This is a genomic window from Klebsiella sp. D-Nf1, from assembly GCF_002810515.1.
Taxonomy (GTDB): Bacteria; Pseudomonadota; Gammaproteobacteria; order Enterobacterales; family Enterobacteriaceae; genus Klebsiella; species Klebsiella variicola.
In genome coordinates this window covers 20651-37806 of the sequence record NZ_PIOK01000009.1, presented here as the reverse complement: position 1 = coordinate 37806, position 17156 = coordinate 20651, and the positions used below count along the sequence as shown (strand labels likewise).

18 protein-coding genes and 1 pseudogene are annotated in these 17156 nt (G+C 50.0%); all 19 read right to left on the bottom strand.

All coding sequences use genetic code 11. The features are described 5' to 3' along the window. Positions 1-82 precede the first annotated feature (82 nt). The 19 genes and pseudogenes from rnhA to CWM54_RS24435 all read right to left on the bottom strand — a co-directional run bounded on the left by rnhA (position 83) and on the right by CWM54_RS24435 (position 17125). Positions 83-737: pseudogene (rnhA, locus tag CWM54_RS24525) on the bottom strand (ribonuclease HI). A 506-nt stretch (positions 738-1243) separates the two neighbouring features. After that, entirely contained in the window at positions 1244-1477 is a 234-nt protein-coding gene (locus CWM54_RS24520) for a hypothetical protein (RefSeq protein ID WP_100698795.1), read from the bottom strand. 197 nt (positions 1478-1674) lie between these two features. After that, positions 1675-2268, bottom strand: a complete 594-nt coding sequence (locus CWM54_RS24515) for a phage N-6-adenine-methyltransferase (RefSeq protein ID WP_065811697.1) — start codon at positions 2266-2268, stop codon at positions 1675-1677. Between the two features lie 184 nt (positions 2269-2452). After that, positions 2453-3286, bottom strand: coding sequence for a hypothetical protein (locus tag CWM54_RS24510; RefSeq protein ID WP_100698793.1), 834 nt, complete (start codon positions 3284-3286; stop codon positions 2453-2455). Positions 3287-3411: 125 nt separating this feature from the next. Then, positions 3412-3969: a 3'-5' exonuclease gene (locus CWM54_RS24505; RefSeq protein ID WP_014342174.1), complete on the bottom strand. Its 558-nt coding sequence runs from the start codon at positions 3967-3969 to the stop codon at positions 3412-3414. Between the two features lie 9 nt (positions 3970-3978). After that, the gene (locus tag CWM54_RS24500; protein WP_100698791.1) at positions 3979-4398 is read right to left on the bottom strand and encodes a hypothetical protein; all 420 of its coding nucleotides are present in this window, start codon (positions 4396-4398) and stop codon (positions 3979-3981) included. 63 nt (positions 4399-4461) lie between these two features. Further along, a complete protein-coding gene (locus CWM54_RS24495) occupies positions 4462-5106 on the bottom strand; it encodes an AAA family ATPase (RefSeq protein ID WP_100698789.1) in 645 nt (214 codons plus the stop codon). Then, positions 5106-5582 carry a trimethoprim-resistant dihydrofolate reductase DfrA50 gene (dfrA50, locus tag CWM54_RS24490; RefSeq protein WP_100698787.1) on the bottom strand — a complete coding sequence of 159 codons (477 nt, stop codon included), beginning with the start codon at positions 5580-5582 and terminating at the stop codon, positions 5106-5108. The genes CWM54_RS24495 and dfrA50 overlap by 1 nt, the downstream gene beginning before the upstream one ends. Continuing rightward, positions 5579-5974: a hypothetical protein gene (locus CWM54_RS24485; protein WP_165785966.1), complete on the bottom strand. Its 396-nt coding sequence runs from the start codon at positions 5972-5974 to the stop codon at positions 5579-5581. The genes dfrA50 and CWM54_RS24485 overlap by 4 nt, the downstream gene beginning before the upstream one ends. 19 nt (positions 5975-5993) lie before the next feature. Beyond that, positions 5994-7097, bottom strand: a complete 1104-nt coding sequence (locus CWM54_RS24480; RefSeq protein WP_047065804.1) for a thymidylate synthase — start codon at positions 7095-7097, stop codon at positions 5994-5996. A 193-nt stretch (positions 7098-7290) separates the two neighbouring features. Beyond that, positions 7291-8166 carry a phosphoribosyl-ATP pyrophosphohydrolase gene (locus tag CWM54_RS24475; protein ID WP_100698783.1) on the bottom strand — a complete coding sequence of 292 codons (876 nt, stop codon included), beginning with the start codon at positions 8164-8166 and terminating at the stop codon, positions 7291-7293. A gap of 77 nt (positions 8167-8243) precedes the next feature. Then, a complete protein-coding gene (nrdB, locus tag CWM54_RS24470) occupies positions 8244-9386 on the bottom strand; it encodes a class Ia ribonucleoside-diphosphate reductase subunit beta (protein ID WP_046882089.1) in 1143 nt (380 codons plus the stop codon). A 130-nt stretch (positions 9387-9516) separates the two neighbouring features. Then, positions 9517-11820, bottom strand: a complete 2304-nt coding sequence (gene nrdA, locus CWM54_RS24465) for a class 1a ribonucleoside-diphosphate reductase subunit alpha (RefSeq protein WP_100698781.1) — start codon at positions 11818-11820, stop codon at positions 9517-9519. 75 nt (positions 11821-11895) lie between these two features. Continuing rightward, on the bottom strand, positions 11896-12465 hold the full coding sequence (locus CWM54_RS24460) for a hypothetical protein (RefSeq protein ID WP_040177334.1): 570 nt from the start codon (positions 12463-12465) through the stop codon (positions 11896-11898). Positions 12466-12474: 9 nt separating this feature from the next. After that, positions 12475-13185 carry a hypothetical protein gene (locus tag CWM54_RS24455; protein ID WP_165785965.1) on the bottom strand — a complete coding sequence of 237 codons (711 nt, stop codon included), beginning with the start codon at positions 13183-13185 and terminating at the stop codon, positions 12475-12477. A 25-nt stretch (positions 13186-13210) separates the two neighbouring features. Next, positions 13211-15127 carry an AAA family ATPase gene (locus CWM54_RS24450; RefSeq protein ID WP_087749595.1) on the bottom strand — a complete coding sequence of 639 codons (1917 nt, stop codon included), beginning with the start codon at positions 15125-15127 and terminating at the stop codon, positions 13211-13213. Beyond that, on the bottom strand, positions 15124-15357 hold the full coding sequence (locus tag CWM54_RS24445; RefSeq protein WP_072196416.1) for a hypothetical protein: 234 nt from the start codon (positions 15355-15357) through the stop codon (positions 15124-15126). The genes CWM54_RS24450 and CWM54_RS24445 overlap by 4 nt, the downstream gene beginning before the upstream one ends. After that, entirely contained in the window at positions 15357-16442 is a 1086-nt protein-coding gene (locus CWM54_RS24440; RefSeq protein WP_021313776.1) for a metallophosphoesterase family protein, read from the bottom strand. The genes CWM54_RS24445 and CWM54_RS24440 overlap by 1 nt, the downstream gene beginning before the upstream one ends. 188 nt (positions 16443-16630) lie before the next feature. Next, the gene (locus CWM54_RS24435) at positions 16631-17125 is read right to left on the bottom strand and encodes a GNAT family N-acetyltransferase (protein ID WP_100698777.1); all 495 of its coding nucleotides are present in this window, start codon (positions 17123-17125) and stop codon (positions 16631-16633) included. Positions 17126-17156: the final 31 nt, after the last annotated feature.

The window sequence follows — 17156 nt, the reverse complement described above, 5'->3', positions numbered from 1 at the left end:
CCGTGCCTAACCAGCACGTTGTCATCCTGACGATGGGTAAGATACATGATACAAAATGATAGGTAAATACTTACTTATCATTTTACACCAAAAAACCAGCATCTTTTTTGTGTGGAGTATCCGCTGCCGCATATGCTGCGATCTTGGCCAGCCTGTCGCATATTTCGTTTTCTCGATGCCCGGCGTGGCCCTTTACCCAGTTCCACCTGACATTGTGGCGACTGGCGGCTAAATCGAGTCGTTTCCAGAGGTCGACATTCTTAACAGGCTTCTTGTCAGCAGTGATCCAACCATTTTGTTTCCACCCCTTCATCCAGAGGGTCATACCATTTTTGAGATACTGGCTATCTGAGTGCAGGATCACGTTGCAGGAGAATTTAAGGCGTTCCAAAGCTATCAGGGCGCCCATCATCTCCATGCGATTGTTTGTGGTGCTGTGGAAGCCGTCGGAAAACTCGCGTTCTTCGCCGCGGAACTGAAAGACGATGCCATATCCACCGGGCCCGCCTGGGTTTCTGAGACAAGAGCCATCACTGAAAACTTTGACCGTCTTAAACCGGGGATTAAATTCGACAAATGGCGTTTTGAAGTTTTTGCGGGGGTGTTTTTGATACTGGTGCTGCGCACGGCCGGCTGCCGTTTTTCGTCTGGCGTGTGTGCTTGTCGTCATCTCTAACTCCAAAGCGTGCGCCGCCGCCCGTTTTTCCTCGCGCGTGTGCGCACGCGTGTTTATACATATTTATTTTCAATGAATTACTTCCCAGATCGGGTTTATTTTTACCTGAACTGAGCGAACGAAGTGAGTGAAGTTCACCTCGAACGAAGTGAGAGGTTGTCTTTTCAGGTAATACTCTCCCAGGGAGGTGAGTAAAAAAATCCTCACCAACCTGGTCGTTTCATAACCTGAAAAGTTATGACCTAAGTCTACTGCCAGCTTAGGCTTGGGAAGTTATGGATGACAGCACCCCAGAACCGAGATCTTCCCACACTTCATGAAGGGGAGTACTGGATTCAACCTCTCAAAATACCCAGACTCGACAATCATAAAGTGACCCTTCTCTCTGCCCACTTTGGTTCCCCCTTCCCCAGACCCCAAAAGGGCTGGTTCTGCGCTGGTTGTGGGCTTTTTTAAGTCTGGTGCCAGTGACGCTATCCTCCACCCACCAGACCGAGATTTCGACTCAGGTCGAAATCGACATCATTCTACAACCACTATGATACATCGTAAACGGTAATTACTTACTTACTTTTCTGACTGATCATTTTGTCTACCACGAAGCTGAACTTGCAGAGCAAAAACCTCGTTGATTAGCTCGCCAAGGAGCTGCTCAATCAGGTCTTTGTGTTCGCCAGTGTGCAAACATTTCAGTGACCACTCGTAAAGACTGAATGCCTTTTCACGATCCTTCATGAGTTCGCGAGCGTTAGCCAAAAAATCGCTCTCAACGAGCGCTACAACGTTGGTCGGGTATGCCATGATGGTTTCCTTACTTGTCTTCACAAAAACGATTCTATAGCGTCTGGAAAGGGGTTCCAGAGTGGTCTGGGCGTCTTGTTTCGGTCTGGGAGTGGTTTGAAATCGACAAGGAAAAGCCTGCTTTCGTATATGTTTATAATTAGTACTTAGTTATTTATATATACGAAAGCAGGTTATGAAACGCTCCCAGACTCGGATTAAGCAGCCTGTTTCCGTGGTCTTTTTTTCCTGATCACTGTGGCAGGATCGTAACCACCCAGACTTTTCATCACCGTCAGCGGGACTTTATTCATGAAGTGACCAGCGTTCTGACAGAATCCGCGGAAGACCACTAGCATACTTCCGCCTGGGTTGATATTGACCTCAACCAAACCCAATGTGACGTCTGGTTCCATGAACGCTACGCGGCCGCCAGACAGAACTACCGTCTGGTTTGCGCACTCGGTGGCGCGCTCATACCACATCGTGTCGAGCGATTGCGGAATGAGCATAACGGTGGTTACACCACGCGCTTGCTCTCGGATAGCCGCCTCTATCCAGGGGGTTATTTTGGAGTAGGGCGGGTTGAGAAAGGCCACCGTACCAGGATCACCCCAGCTGGACTTAAGAGCATCTCGTTCCACACCTATGTAGCTCGGAAGAAGCGCGTTTTCTTTGTTACAGGCGACATCAACATCAAACGTAATGCCGAGATATCGCTGAATGGCGACAAACAACCATTTCGGTGTGCGCCAAAGGTCTCGAAGAGAGGCATCTCGCTCTCGCTTTTTGATTTTTTCGGCTGCTATCATTTTACAACCCAATAGGTAAGTACATACCTATTTTTTCATGTCGTCTTACGAATGGCAAATAAAGAAAAAACACGCCAGATTGCTTAACGGGAGACGCTCTGGCGTGTTTTTTACTGTTGGGGCATACGAATAACTGTCCAACGCTCTAAAACTATCAGGGGGCTTCAGAGCGCGAAACGGATCGTCAGCCAATGGAATACTCCGCGATAAATTTCCTTACGATCGGGGACTCTTCATTAAGAAGCAATCTTCCACCATCCCTCGTAGCGATTCCCGTGACTGGGAAAACAGCCATCATCTGGCCAGCCTGAGTCGACGCGGTGCTGAGTGGATATGGCTTTTCCGGATAGCTCATTAACGCCAGCTTAATGCTATTGCTGCTTGCCTCTTTTGTGTCAATAAGATGCCGCAATGCAATCACCGTGTAGATGCTGATATCCGGTCCGCCATTGAACCAATTTAGCAGGTTAGAGATCTTGTCTTTTGCCTTGACCGGCGCCGCATTCAGAGTTTCGATGAAGACCTCACGTTTCAGGCCAGCCACAGCATAAAAATCATCGCCCTTATCGTTCAGGCTGAATCGGGGCTTGGGTGCTGCACGCTCTTTTTTCGCCGCCTTCGACTCTTTTGGCTGAGCCGCAACTGACGATTCTTTGGCGTGTTTCTCCTTTTTTTCATCAGTCTGAGGTTTATCACCCTGTGTCGAGTCGATCTCAGGAAGAGGGGAGATCGACTCGACTTGAGGTATCTCAACATCAACCACCTTCAGCGACTCATGTTCGTTTTCCAACTCTTCAAACACACCGGAGAGATCGCCGCCGTCTTTCGCTTCCATTACAGTTTCAGCAACAGCCGGCACCGGCACGATCGTCTCATCGTTAAGATCTGCCAGCAGGTCGTCTATTTCCTCCCCTACAACGGCCTCCGAAGCCAGTTTTTCAGGCTCATCGAGCAGTTGCAGCATGGCGGTCAGTTCATCCAGATCATCTTTTTTGACTGTATTGTTGAGGTTGCTCATGTCTCTCTCCTTTACGTTGTGTGAGCGTTTATACGTTTTTGGGTTGAGAGCATTTTGTCAAAACCTATTAGGCGGAAAAGAAGTAAATACAGGCAGTTGTGATAATTAGAGGGGCGAAAGCGCCGTCAGGCGCTTTCGAATGGGAGCTTATAGAAGCCGTATTTTTCCCGTGCTTTGAAAAAGCAGTGCATCATCAGATCGGTATCATAGAGCGCGCTGTGCGCCTTAGCCTTGTCATAGACAAAACCCAATGAGAAGGCGAGTTCCTCCAGTCGCGGCCGTTTGCCGTCTTCTGTCGCCCATAATCCGGATAACATAGTGTCCACAAGAGGCAACTCTGGGAGAGTGACACCGTACTCTGCAAATTCATGGCGAATAAAGGGGAGGTCGAACGCTTCACCATTGTGAGCAACCAAAACGCTTGCATCGCTAATATAGCGAGCGATTTTACCGGCATGTTCAGACAATAGTGGCTCTGCGGAAAGATCCTCCAGCGAAATGCCATGCACTGCCTGGGCTTTTGGATCGATACTCCGCCGCGGGTTAAAACGCATCGCCAGGCTATCGATGTGCTTCTGGGTCTCCAGTTCATAGCGGGTAATGGCTATTTCAATAATCTTGTGGTTAGCCCTAAAGTCCAACCCTGTGGATTCAATATCAAGCCCAGCAACAATAGTTGTCATAACTACTCCTTACAGCTTTTTGGCACCTTTAAGCAGTGCGCTACGCACGAATTGAGCTGCTTTTTTGACGGTCTCCTCCTGCGATTCGCACTCTACCGGCGCACGCCACTCACCAGTGGTGACGTTGAGAATGCGAATTTCATTGGTATCCAGACAAATCGACACATACAGAACAGTGCCGGCAGCCATTTTGATATGCATGGGGAAGATAGGTCGCTTGCCGCGTTCGCTGAACTGGGACATTGCCACATTCAGAACCTCTCCCACATCATCGCCTACCAATCCCTGAACGGACTCAAAAACAGCTCTAATAGCCAGCCTGGCCTCTCGTTCTGTCATCAGCGATCGGGACTGCTCGTCTGCGATGCGTGTCAGCGCCTCTATCGTTTTACGATCTAACTCATCAGCCAGAGATATTTCGCCTAACATTCTGTTTTCCTGAAACTATTTTTCGTGACGTTATTCTGGCATTCCTTCACAGGGGAACAAGAATCAGTGGAAGGTGACGCAATTTGAGATACGGCTCTCTATACGTTCCACATGGCGGTCGATTACTCGCATGATCGAGCGTGCTCTTGCGTCAACGGAAATGCAGGTTCCCGACAGGACGAAAACCTGCAGATCTCCGGATTTGGCCAGAGAGTTAATTTTTGTCAGCTCGCCACACATCAACGAGTCGATACGAGCGACATAAAGGAGATCAAGCGAACCTCTCTGGGCACGTTCATAATCTTCTGCTCTCAAATTCATACCTGGGCGCAGCCCCGCAATGGCATTAAAATTGGACAACGCGGTCTTGTGGCAAAAACGCTCAATTTCCAGCGCCAGATCAATACATCGTTGGTCATTGGTCTGGCCGACCAAATCGAGCGTATAAGCCATCACATCAGCAGGCGTACGGTCTATTACAAAGCCTTCCGCTCCGCGTGTTACCAGCTCAATATGGCGGGCAACTTCCATCTGCACCTGCAGACGCTCAAAGAGCGGCATTGGATCGCCTACGTTGACTCCAAGCCTTGTCATTAGTGCGCCGACGCCAGCATCCACATACGGAATGCCGTAATGCTCGTCGATAAACTTTGCCAGGGTTGTTTTTCCACTGCCCTGAGCGCCAGTGATCCCAATTCGGTAATCCATTACCACCTTCTGTAAACAATCTGTTGGAAACCGGGCTCATCCTCCGTTCCCCGTTGTGTATGAGCTGTTAACACAGGAAAGAAGCCGAGATTACGCATCATTTGCCGCGGAAAATGAGCATCACTGTCAGGAACGTCTACGCCCATATGCGATAGCCAGAGTTCCTCGACGTGAGGCAGAAACAGAGAATAGATCTGCGCACCGCCGATAACCCAAACGGGACCATCAAGCTGCATTACATCGTCCATAGTGGCAGGGTAAAAACCATTGGGCATGAACCCAGATGAGCGCGTAAGAACGACGTTGTGGCGCTCCGGAAACGGGCGCTTAAGACTTTCCATTGTCTTTCTGCCCATGACGACTGTGGCGTTTGTGGTGAGCTCTCTGAACAGTTTTAAGTCTGAGGGGCAGCGCCAGGGGAGTTCGTTTCCTCTACCGATCTCATAATTGCGACCGACAGCTGCAATCATCTTCATTGAGACACCTCATACATTACCGGGCGCTGGTGAAAACCAGACAGAGCAGCTCGTAGACGTGACGAACTCACCAGTGCCGCGATCATCAGATCATCTTTATGCGCGGCAAGCGTGCGCTTTATATGGGTTTCGTAATTGACTCCACGTGGTGCCAGGTGCAGCCAGTCATAATCAATGCCGAAATCTCTCAGCCATTTTTTGGTTGCGCTTTCGAGCGCTTCCGGACGGTGGCTGATAAGCACCACTTCAGCACCGGAGCGAGCAAAGCCACGCAACATGCGGCTGGTGGGGTATATGAGCTCATCACCTGCAACGAGAGTGTCTGCGTTTTCATCAGCAGCGGCTTTACGATGGCCGGCTCTCGCCAGCACATCTTCAATTTCACATAACACATACATGCCTCTGGCCATATCACACCGCCACTGGAGCCTTAATCCATGGAAGTGGTTCGTAGCCGAAGATCTGCACGCCGTCCCATTTGAAGTCATCCAACTCTTCCCATTCGTGCGGGAAGACGACGATGGGGTCGGACGACTCCGGATGTTCGCGAGCCAGTAGCTCTTCAACCTGCTCCAAGTGGTTGTTGTAAATGTGAACATCAAAGCCGAAATGGACGAAGGCGCCAGCCATGTGACCCGTAATCTTCGCAATGAACTGCGTGAGGATGCCGTAACCGGCAATATTGAATGGCATACCAAGGAAAGTATCGACACTCCGCTGCACCAGGCAGGAGTTCAGGATACGTTTAGGGATACCAAGCTCATCCAGCATTGGCTCAGAGATACTGCCTCGCTGCTCTATCAGGCAAAGCATCTGGGTATAGATCGATTCATAGCCATGCCGGTTATGCTGGATACCAATATCGGTGGCCATAGACAAACGGGTCTGGAAATCGAGCTCACGACTCCATACGGATAACACAAAGTGGCAAGGTGGAAGCTTCATGTCCTCCAGCTCACCAACATTCCAGGCATTAAGCAGTATGCGGCGATCGGTCGGGTTGTTGCGCAACTGATCAACCATACGTTGTAACTGATCGATTTCACGAGTGATAACGACGCGATCTTCATTCAGCCCAATGTAACCTTCAACGCGATAACCACGTTCTAAGAAGATGTCCTCCTTAAGGCGATACTCGCTGTAAGGGACAATTCTGGTGTCCTCCCATCGGCGCCACTGCTTGCCATATACAGGCCCTAAATCGCCATTTTCATCGGCCCAAGCATCCCAGATCTTCACACCATGCTCTTTAAGGAACCCAATGTTGCCTGAACCTTGTAAATACCATTCAAGCTCAACCAGTAGCGGTTTCAGGTTTACCTGTTTTGAAGAAATGAGCGGAACAGCCCCACCGGTAAGCATGTAGTAGGAAGGCACATAAGAAACGCCAAGCGTACCGGTGCCGGTGCGATCGTCGGAGGGAACGCCGGTATCAACAACGGTCTGGATTACACGGCCATAAGAGCTCGAAGCCAGCTGACCGTTACTGAATTCTCGATTAAGTAAAAAAGACAAGATGACCCCACGAAATAAGTAAGTACATACCTATCATTTTAAACACAGAGAAGACATCCAGGCTAGAAATTAAGTAAAAAAATGGTGGCCAAAGGGCCACCAACGCTCAACTTTATCGAAAATAAAGATTGATAAGGATAGAAATGGACAATAGATCACACGTCCAGTTCAATATATATTGATAAGTTAGTACTTACAAGCTGTTTTTTACTACTTCATACAGCGAAGATGCCTGTGCTTGCTCAAGGAAGTGAGACAGAACGACATCGCTATATGTCGGCGATTTAAGGATTTTCCCATCAGACAGGCGATAGCCGATCATCATGTCAGTGCCGTCAGCATGGCGGAATCCGAGGTCATTCTTATCATATTTACAGCTCTCAACGGCAAGACGACGCGCTTCAGCATCCGCCGGCCACAGCTTTGTCATATTAGAACGGTGGATCTCCGCCACCAGCTCCACGACGTCGACGCCAAGGAATTCAGCCAGGCGATATACCATCATGCACGCCACATAGATTTTGTTCATCACGCGGCGCAGATCCTGAATCAGCTCAGCATCACCTACCTTGTTATGTTCAAGTTTATCGGCCAGCGCGGCCAGCATAAGCGCAGCTTCTTCTGCTTCATTGAAGGGGATGGCCATATCGTCGAAGACGGTATTTCCAGGCACCATAATGGTATGAATAAAGCGATCGACACTTTGCTCCTGAGTGTAGTAACTCATACCAGTTGATAGCCCACCTTTGATGGCTACCATCGTCCCGACGCCCACATACAGGAAGTCAGCCATTGCATCCAACAATCCCTGTATATCCCCATTTTTCGCTGCAGGCAGCCCTTCTTCTACCGCCTCTTCATGGATCAGCTTAGCGCGCAGGCGCAGCAGCTCCGGAGTGGGCATTACACGACGCGGGTGTTGAAACAGCTCGTGGAACTGGTCGACCATCTTGTAAATACTCTCAGTCGCTTCTCCAAAGCCGGGGTTTAGCTCATATGGCTCTGGTTTGAAGCCCACCAGCTTATCGGTGGCCAGCTTGAGATGGTCGGTCAGTTTCGTTAATTTCATGCTTTCTCTTTCCTTAGTGCTTTTTTTCGCGTTCATTGTGGCCCAGAGCGACCAGGCCACAAAATCTTTATTCAGGCTTACAAATCGGCAAACTGGCTTAATCCAGCGCGATCAACAGCGGAGTCAATCTGGCCAACAAGGTATGTGCTTTGCTCAGCTTCCTGCGGCGCAATCTGCAAGGTGTCAGACAACAGCCATTTGTTCATCCACACCAGCGGATCATCTTTTATCTCCGGGTATAGTGGTTTCAGGCCAAGACGACGCATCGCAAGGTTGGTACGGTATTTAACATAGCTTTTCAGGATATCGGCGTTTAAACCAATCATTGAGCCATCTTTAAACAGGTAATCAGCCCAGCGCATTTCCTGTTCGGCAACGTCCATCATGGTCTGATAGATGAATGGTTCCTCCTCCGCAGCGATCTGGGCCCATAGCAAGCCTTCGCGGCCCGCACGCATAAAACGGAGCATTCGTTCTGTGCCTTCACAATGAAGTGCCTCATCGCGCGCAATGAAGCGCATGATTTTGGTGTTGCCCTCAAGTAATTTCCTTTCACCAAAGGCAAACGTACAGGCGAAGCTAACGTAAAAACGAATGGCCTCCAGCGCGTTGATGGATACCAAAGTACGGAACAGCTGGCGCTGGAGAGGGTAGGGCTTTCCGTCAAATTCAGAGACGTAGAGCTGTTCAAATTCATCCTCTCCCAGGTGTTGGCGCGCGCAGGTCATCTCATAGAGCTTGTCGTACTCTGTAGAGATACTGATAGCCCGGCTGATAATTTCCTCGTCGGTCACAATGCCATCGAAGACGATGCTCGGATCATCCACCATACCGCGAATAATATGGGTGTAGCTGCGGCTGTGAATGGTTTCAGAGAACGACCATGTTTCCACCCATGTTTCGAGCTCTGGAATTGAAATAAGCGGCAGCAGCGTTGCGTTTGGGCTGCGTCCCTGAACGGAATCCAGCAGAGTCTGGTAACGGAGGTTGCTCAGGAAAATGTGTCGCTCATGCTCTTGCAGCTTAGTATTGAAATCGATGCGATCGGTGGTTATGTCTACTTCTTCCGGGCGCCAGAAGAAGGAGAGTTGTTTTTCAATCAGCTTTTCGAAATCGCGGTACTTCTGCTGATCGTAACGCGCAACGTTGACAGACTGCCCGAGGAACATAGGCTCTTTGGTTGCGTCGTTAGCGCCCAAACGGAAAGTGGAGTAACTCATGTGTTTCCCTTTGAATGTTATCGGTATTATTAAACAATTTGATTAGATGCACTTCTAAACAAGTTATTATCTTATTGGTTAAAATGAGGCATTCAATGAAGTGAAAGGTGGGGATATCTCCCCACGCTTATTAGATTTTGCATGCGCCATCGCACTCATCTTCTGGCTCAACCAACGCAACAGAGGCCAGATCATCGTCTTCGCGTTTACCGGCACCATCTCGTGTGTTGTGGTAATAAAGCGTCTTCACGCCTTGCTGATAAGCGAAGAGCAGATCTTCAAGCAACTTCATCATTGGAACCTTGTCGCCCGGGAAGCGAGTAGGGTCATAGTTGGTGTTGGCTGAAATAGCCTGGTCAAAGAACTTCTGAATGATCGCAACTTTGGTCAGATAGCCGCGGTTATCCGGCATATCCCAAAGGTACTCGTACTGATCTTTCAGTGCCGCAAAGTCCGGAACCACCATTTTCACAATGCCGTCTTTGGATGATTTCACGGAAACAGGGCCACGCGGCGGTTCGATACCATTTGTGGAGTTGGTGATTTGGCTGGACGTTTCGCACGGCATCTGAGCTGTCAGGGTAGAGTTACGCAGACCATATTCGCGTATGCGGTCGCGCAGCTCTTCCCAAGGCATTTTCAGCTCAAAGGACGTATCAGGGTTAGCGTCAAGCGACTTGCGGTAATGGTCAATCGGCAGCTGTCCCTGGGCATATTTAGTTTGGGAAAACCAATCACAGGCGCCTTTGGCTTCCGCCAGCCGGCAACTTGCATCAAGCAGGTAATACTGGATCGCTTCAAACGTTTCATGCACCAGTTGGTTGCCGGCCGGATCAGAGTAGTTAAATCCGTTCTTCGCCAGATAGTACGCAAGATTGGTAACGCCGACGCCCAAACTACGACGTGCTTTTGCCGGAATTTCCGCTGCGGCCATCGGGTAATCCTGATAGTCGAGTAGGGAATCGAGCGCAGCCACCGCATAGAATGCAACCTCTTTCAGCGTGTCCAGTGAGCGTAATGCCCCCAGATTAAACGCAGACAGCGTGCAAAGGGCGATCTCACCATCGGGGTCATCGGTAAACGCCAGCGGTTTAGTTGGCAGCGTAATCTCCATGCATAAGTTTGACTGGTGAACTGGAGCGACTTTCGGATCGAAGGCGCCGTGTTCGTTCATATGGTCAACGTTAGCAATATACACGCGGCCGGTAGAGGCTCGTTCCTGCATCAGGGTTGAGAACAGATCAACAGCAGGAACGGATTTCTTGCGGATGCTCTCGTCAGCTTCATATTGCAGGTACAGCGCTTCGAATTTGTCCTGATCGACAAAGAAAGCATCATAGAGCCCCGGCACATCATGCGGGCTGAACAGCGTAATATTCTCGTTGCGTACCAGGCGGCGATACATCAGGCGGTTGATCATTACGCCATAGTCCAGATGACGAACACGGTTCTCCTCGATGCCGCGGTTATTCTTCAACACCAGCAGACTTTCAACTTCCAGATGCCAAATTGGGTAGAAAGCCGTCGCGGCGCCCCCGCGAACGCCACCCTGCGAGCATGATTTCACAGCGGTCTGGAAGTGTTTCAGAAAGGGGATTACGCCAGTGTGAGTGGCTTCTCCATTGCGGATCTCACTCCCCAATGCACGCAGTCGGCCAAAACCAATCCCAATGCCAGCACGACGCGACACGTAATCGATAATGGCAGATGACGCAGCGCTGATCCCTTTCAAACTGTCTTCGGACTCAATCAGAACGCAGCTGGAGAACTGGCGCGTCGGGGTACGGACGCCGGCCATGATTGGGGTGGGCAGAGACAATTTGAATGTACTGGTGACGTCATAGAACCCCTTCACCATTTCCAGCCGTGTTTTACCGGCACAACCATCTTCCCAATTCTGGAAAAGACACATACCCACCAGCATATACAGCTGCTGCGGGGCTTCGTAGATTTCGCCGGTGACTCGGTTCTGGACGAGGTACTTACTCGCCAGCTGAACAGTCGCGGCATAACCAAAGAGTTCGTCACGCATGGGTTTGATATACACGCCAAGTTCAGCGATCTCTTCGCGGGAGTAAAACTTAAGCAAATCCTCATCGTAAACGCCGCGGCTGACGTTGCTGACGATATGATGATAGAAACTTGGGTAAGCGTATTCGTCGAAGGCATCTTTGCGAATTTTGAACATGTTCAGGCGTGCTGCGACCTGGGAGTAGTTCGGAGTTTCAGGCGAAATCAGATCTGCAGCCGACTTAACCAATGCCTCATGAAGCTGCGAAGTTGTCATGCCGTCAAAAATGCTCGCGGCAGCGCCCATGGCTACGGCAGAGGCGCTTACGTTACGTATACCTTCAACACCCCACATCACGACGCGGTTGTACTTCTCTTCGGATAGCGGCTCTGTGGAGCCATTACGTTTGACAATCCTTATCATGTATCACCCATCAAAAAAGGCCACTAAATGTAGTGGCCTATAGTATTAAATAAGTACTTACCTATCAATTGAGGATTATAAAATCCCTTTAAGAACGTCGCGCACTTGTCGGAACTGGTCTGTCTGCATTCCAGAATATATCGAAGCTATGGCATCAGCCAGGTGCTCATTCTTGGCAACGAGTACGTCTTTTCCCGCTTGTTTCCGACGCAACCAAGGGGCATCAGGCTGTTTTGTAATCGCCCACTGGATGATCTCTTCTTTAGATGTGGTCAGTTTATTCCCGACGTAGTGCTTAATTTCATTTGGCGTAACCTGGATAAGTGGCTTATCAACGCAAGCAAGAACGCCGATACATACACCGTAAGAAGTCTGCGCGCGAGAGCTTTGACTACCCACCGGTAGTTCACAAAATACCATGTGGGCCTGTTCAATGATGGGCCTGGCGGTGCGCCAGATTTCTTTAGCCCGGCGCAGATCATCGCTGTTTACTCTGACGGTTTTCTTCGTTCCGCCGGCTTTGGTTTCAACCAGTTCAAGACCATGGATTTCCAGTTTGTCTGTATCCAGATCCAGCGTACCAATGGCCAGCCCGAAGTTGCTCATTGAAGGGTCGACGCCAACTACTTTGATCACTTTACTCATAGAGTTTCCTTACCATGTTGCCCATACCGGGCATTCCATTAATTTCTCTTCCAGGGTTTTAACTGGAGACTTGCGAACGGGCTCTGGAATGCGGCTCACCACGTGTATGTTGTCACTGGTCAGCACACCATTTTCTATGTCTGCGTCGATCATGCTCTGCCCGATGAAGTAGGACATGATATCCATCAGCTTACGCGCAACCATCCTGTTAGAACGAAGTACATAGGGGACAGAGAGCTCAACAATTGCCTTATCGCCATCTTCAGTCTCGAAGCTTAATTTACCATTTTCTGGAAATGTCCCATGTGAATCGCAATTGAAATTGATGCCAGCAAATGCAATGCCTGGCATTGCAACCTGCCCAGCACGTGCATTTGCCAGTCGAGTCAGGTTAGTAAACGCGCTGCTGGTATGCGCCTCTATAGCCCCGTACTGCGCATCATCTTTGATAACCATCTCAGGTGATTCCGGGATCACCACGAACCCAGGCCCAGTGTGTGGAAGATAGCCACCTTCCGAAAATGGGTTGATCAGAATGGGCGCTGTACTTCCTGACGGCATCGATTTCAGACTTGGCATTAACGGGGTCTTGAAAAGTAGATCTTTCAGAGCCGTAAACTGCTCCGTCTCAATATTGAGATTTTGCCAACCGACACCAGGAGCCGCCCCAGCAGCGGTATAGCTGTTAATCAGTCTGAATGACTGCATCACAGCAAACATTTGCAAAAACTGCGTGCGACTTAGGTTAAACGACATAGCTGCGGCCCTCTTTCACTTCCACTGTGATGGTTTCCCGGAACCATGACTTCATTTCTTTGTGAGAAATGATCATCACCGTGCCGCGCTCGCGCGCTTTTGCTTCCAGAATACCCATCAGACGCTCCAGCCCGGCAGTATCCAGCGCATCGTCAATTTCATCACCGATAAACAGCTCGATGTTCTTGCTCGCGCGGCTGGCCACCAGATCCTGCAGAGCCAGGGAGCACGCAATGCGCACTTTGCGTTTTTCGCCACCTGACAATGTCTGGAAGGTTTTGCTGGCGCCGATCTTGCGCACGCTGATATTGAACTTATCGCGCCACTCGCCCTTCTTGGTTGATTCCATCGTTGACCATTCCGCCACAATGTTTCCGTCCGACAGTGTATTGAGATATTCCGCTGTCTGGGCATTCAGGAAAGGCGTCACGGAGGTCAGGATATGCGAGCGAACGCCGGCAGGAGAGTAGACCTGGCGCGCTTTATCAAGCAGCAGAGCCTGCTCCTGTATATTCTTTAACTCAGTTTTAAGTACACCATAGTTAGATTTATTGGCAGCCAGGCTTTCTTCATGGCGTTTGATGACAGCCAGAAATGGGTTAATTTCTTTGGTAATGCGATCTACTTCGCTCCGCGCCCGGGCAACCAAAGCTTCTACAGCCACGACTTCTTTTTCCCGATGACGAAGCGTTCCAAGCTCTTTAGTCAGTTGTTCGATTCGGGAAATAATGGCAGACACATCTGGTGTACTAGCGACAAGTGATGATTCGATTTTGAGCGCCTTCTCAAGATGCTCTTGGTATTTAGCCACTGACGTTGCAGATGCCTGCGCTTGGCTGATCTCACTGCGCGCCTGTTCAACAAAACTCTCCTTCACGGTGGACAGATCTTCAACGCAATAAGCCTTGCCACAGGTAGGGCACGGCTCACCGACTTTGGTATTTACTTCTTCCGCTTTCACCTTGAATGCGCGAGCACGTTGCATCGCTTCCTTCTGGATGTTTTCGGTAATGCGGATGCTGGCGCGTATATCAGTGATCGCTCCACGAACCTTAACCAGCTTGGCGTCGTGCTCTTCTTTGGACGCAAGTTTTTCCCGCTCTTTACCGATGGCATTTTCAGTATCGCGGATCTGCTCCGGCAGACTGCGCAACTCCATTTCGACCTCAGTGAGCGTGACTTCCGCTCCAACCAGATCGGCACGGGCGACATCAAGCCGTTCGCTGCGGTCTCGCTCCCAGGCTTCAGAGGAGGTTTTGGCAGACTCCAGCTCATTCTGGGCCGATTCGACCAGAGATAAGCAGGCGTCCATCTTGGTTTTAGTGGTCTCCATGCGTGCGGCAGCTGCGTTGGCTCGTTCGCGAGCAATCGCGTAGGCTTTGGTGAGACGATCGACGCCGGCAGCCTCTTCTACGATGGTTTTGAGGTTTTTATCCGACATGCCAGGCAAATCAGGCATCGCCTCCTGACTGGCATAGATCGATGCCATAAATACTTCTTTTGACGCACCGATCAGTCGCTCTACAAACTCCTGGGTGAGCGAATCTTTACCCTTTGTCATGTCGCCGTCTTCGCCACGGACGATAAGCCGGTTTTTAAATTCCTTATGCTTGCGGTGGCGGATAATGGCGTAGCGTTTACCTTCGTCTTCAATGGTGACTTTTACGCGACAGTTCTTCTCATGGCCCGTAGAGAGAACGTCGTCACCTTTAACACCATGTGATGTCTCGCCATAAATACACCACATCAAACTATTCATGAGGGTTGATTTACCAGCGCCATTGCTGGCGGCCGATGAGTCCCCGGCATTAACACCCTGGATGAGCACCAGCCCACGCTGATCAAGCTCGACCTTGGCGTTTGCCAGCGCCATGAAGTTTTCCACTTCGAGCGTTAAAAATTTCATGCTTTGCCTCGAATTGCTTTAGTCAATTTCTGCCCTTTGCGAAGGCGGTATTCCGTATGTGCCGGGAAGGAGTTACGTGACAGGAGGCCACGTTTCGTTAGTTGACCAAGGTAAAACGCCTGTGGGTTTCCTTCTGGCGGATAGGGCTTCTGGAATAAAACGGGCTTCCCGCTTTCAAGCCGTTTAATCATCTGGATGAAATCCCAGAAATTATTGTGGGAGGAAGTCACTACACCGCCTCCGCACTTTCCGCTTCGGTGAGGATCTCCTGACACAAGGCATTCAGTTTGGTTAGGTCAAATCCACCGTCTGTGTCATGAACGATTTTGCAGTAAGCAGAAACAGACTCGCCAAGGCTGTCGATTTTGCTGGTCTCTGAGGTGCTGGCAGTACCCTCCATCATTGAGCCCTTGCGGATGAAGTTGCATACAACACCTTTCGCTCCCATGGACTTCAGGACGTTCTGCAGCTTGATGCCTTCCTCATCGTTTTCGACGACGGCCCGGAAGCGCACGTAATTGCCGCGTATCTGCTTGTCATCCACATCGTCTTCCAGGTTTACGAATTTCGGCGCCGAGGTTTCGAAATGACTGAACGAGCCGTCAGGGTTCACAATCATGTAGCCCGCCAGCGAACCTACGTCCCCCCAGTTTTGGTGAGTCAGCGCGCCGACACTGATGACTCCGGGGATCACCTCCTTGTGGTTGTGGTAATGGCCGGACAGTACCAGGCGAAAGCCTATGTCTTTCAGCTCCTGCGCATCGATGCCAACATCAGGCATTGTTGGGATAGCTTTGTTGATGGCGGTATGAATCACGACGTCGTGCAGATCCCCGTCAAGCCGCGCACGAAGTGCTTTCAGGTCACTAATTAACTCGGCGTGGTTGTTTCGCCAGCTCACCATATGGACTGTGACGTCACCCAATTTGATGCTGTGTGGCTTACGGCCGCAGACGATCTGTACGCCAATCGACTTTAGCGCCGCAGCGGCGTTAGCGCTGTAGACAGAGTCGTTCGTTTCGAGGTCATGGTTGCCGGCCAGCATCGCAACACTGAGCCCCAGATCTTTGACGATCCACTCATAGGCATCGGAGACGTAGTTGAGTACGGTAGGGGATACGGTTCCGCGGACGTGGAATGTGTCGCCGGCCACCAGCATGTGGCTGCAGCCCGCTTTTTTCATAGCGATGGCCGCTTCTTTTGTGGCCTCCAGCTGAATGGCCAGCCGAGAGTTGAGACCATCTGCATCGGTCGTCGAGAATGAATCCCATTTGTGGTAATGGGGATCGGAGATTACCCCATATGGCAACGTCATGTGTATTTTCCTTTGTGGTTATTTTGATATAGATTCTAAGCATGTAAAACAGGCCAACAACCAAGTAAACACGGCACATTAGAAAATCTACAGGCGGAATATTATGGCAAAATAGATAAGTAAGTACATACCTATTTTTATAAGGTAGAGCTAGACATTCAAGTAAGATCTAGGCTCTAGGTGTGGTCTCAGCGTGGGTTGCGGAAAAGCAGTTGAGTACCTGTGGGGCTGGTATCAACAAGGTGAAAGCCTCGGCGTTTAAGCATTTCAGCCATTTTTGTTGATTTGACGTAACACTTTGCCATCATTGGTTGTTGTGCGTTTGAGTCAATCATGTCCGACAGGAGCATCGAACCATATCCCTTACCCTGCATAGATTTGGTGATACAGACGGCACGGAGTTCAAGACGTGGATCTCCAGCTGGATCAATCGCAGGGGTAAACCAGATCAGGCCAATTTTTTTATCGTCTGAACGACGAAGCAGGATGAAGATGAAATGGCATGAATAACCTTCAGCGTCGCGCGTCTTAATCGCTTCTCGCGTTTGTTTTTCAAACTTCTTCCCACCGGCTGGCGTGATGATCTCATTTGTAAAGTGACCAAGACGTGCTCCTTCCTCGAATTCATGCATCAGAAAGGGCATATCAGCCAGAGTAATCTCTCTTGAGTAAAAATCGTCCATATATCACCCCCTTGGCTTCTCAGATGCATTC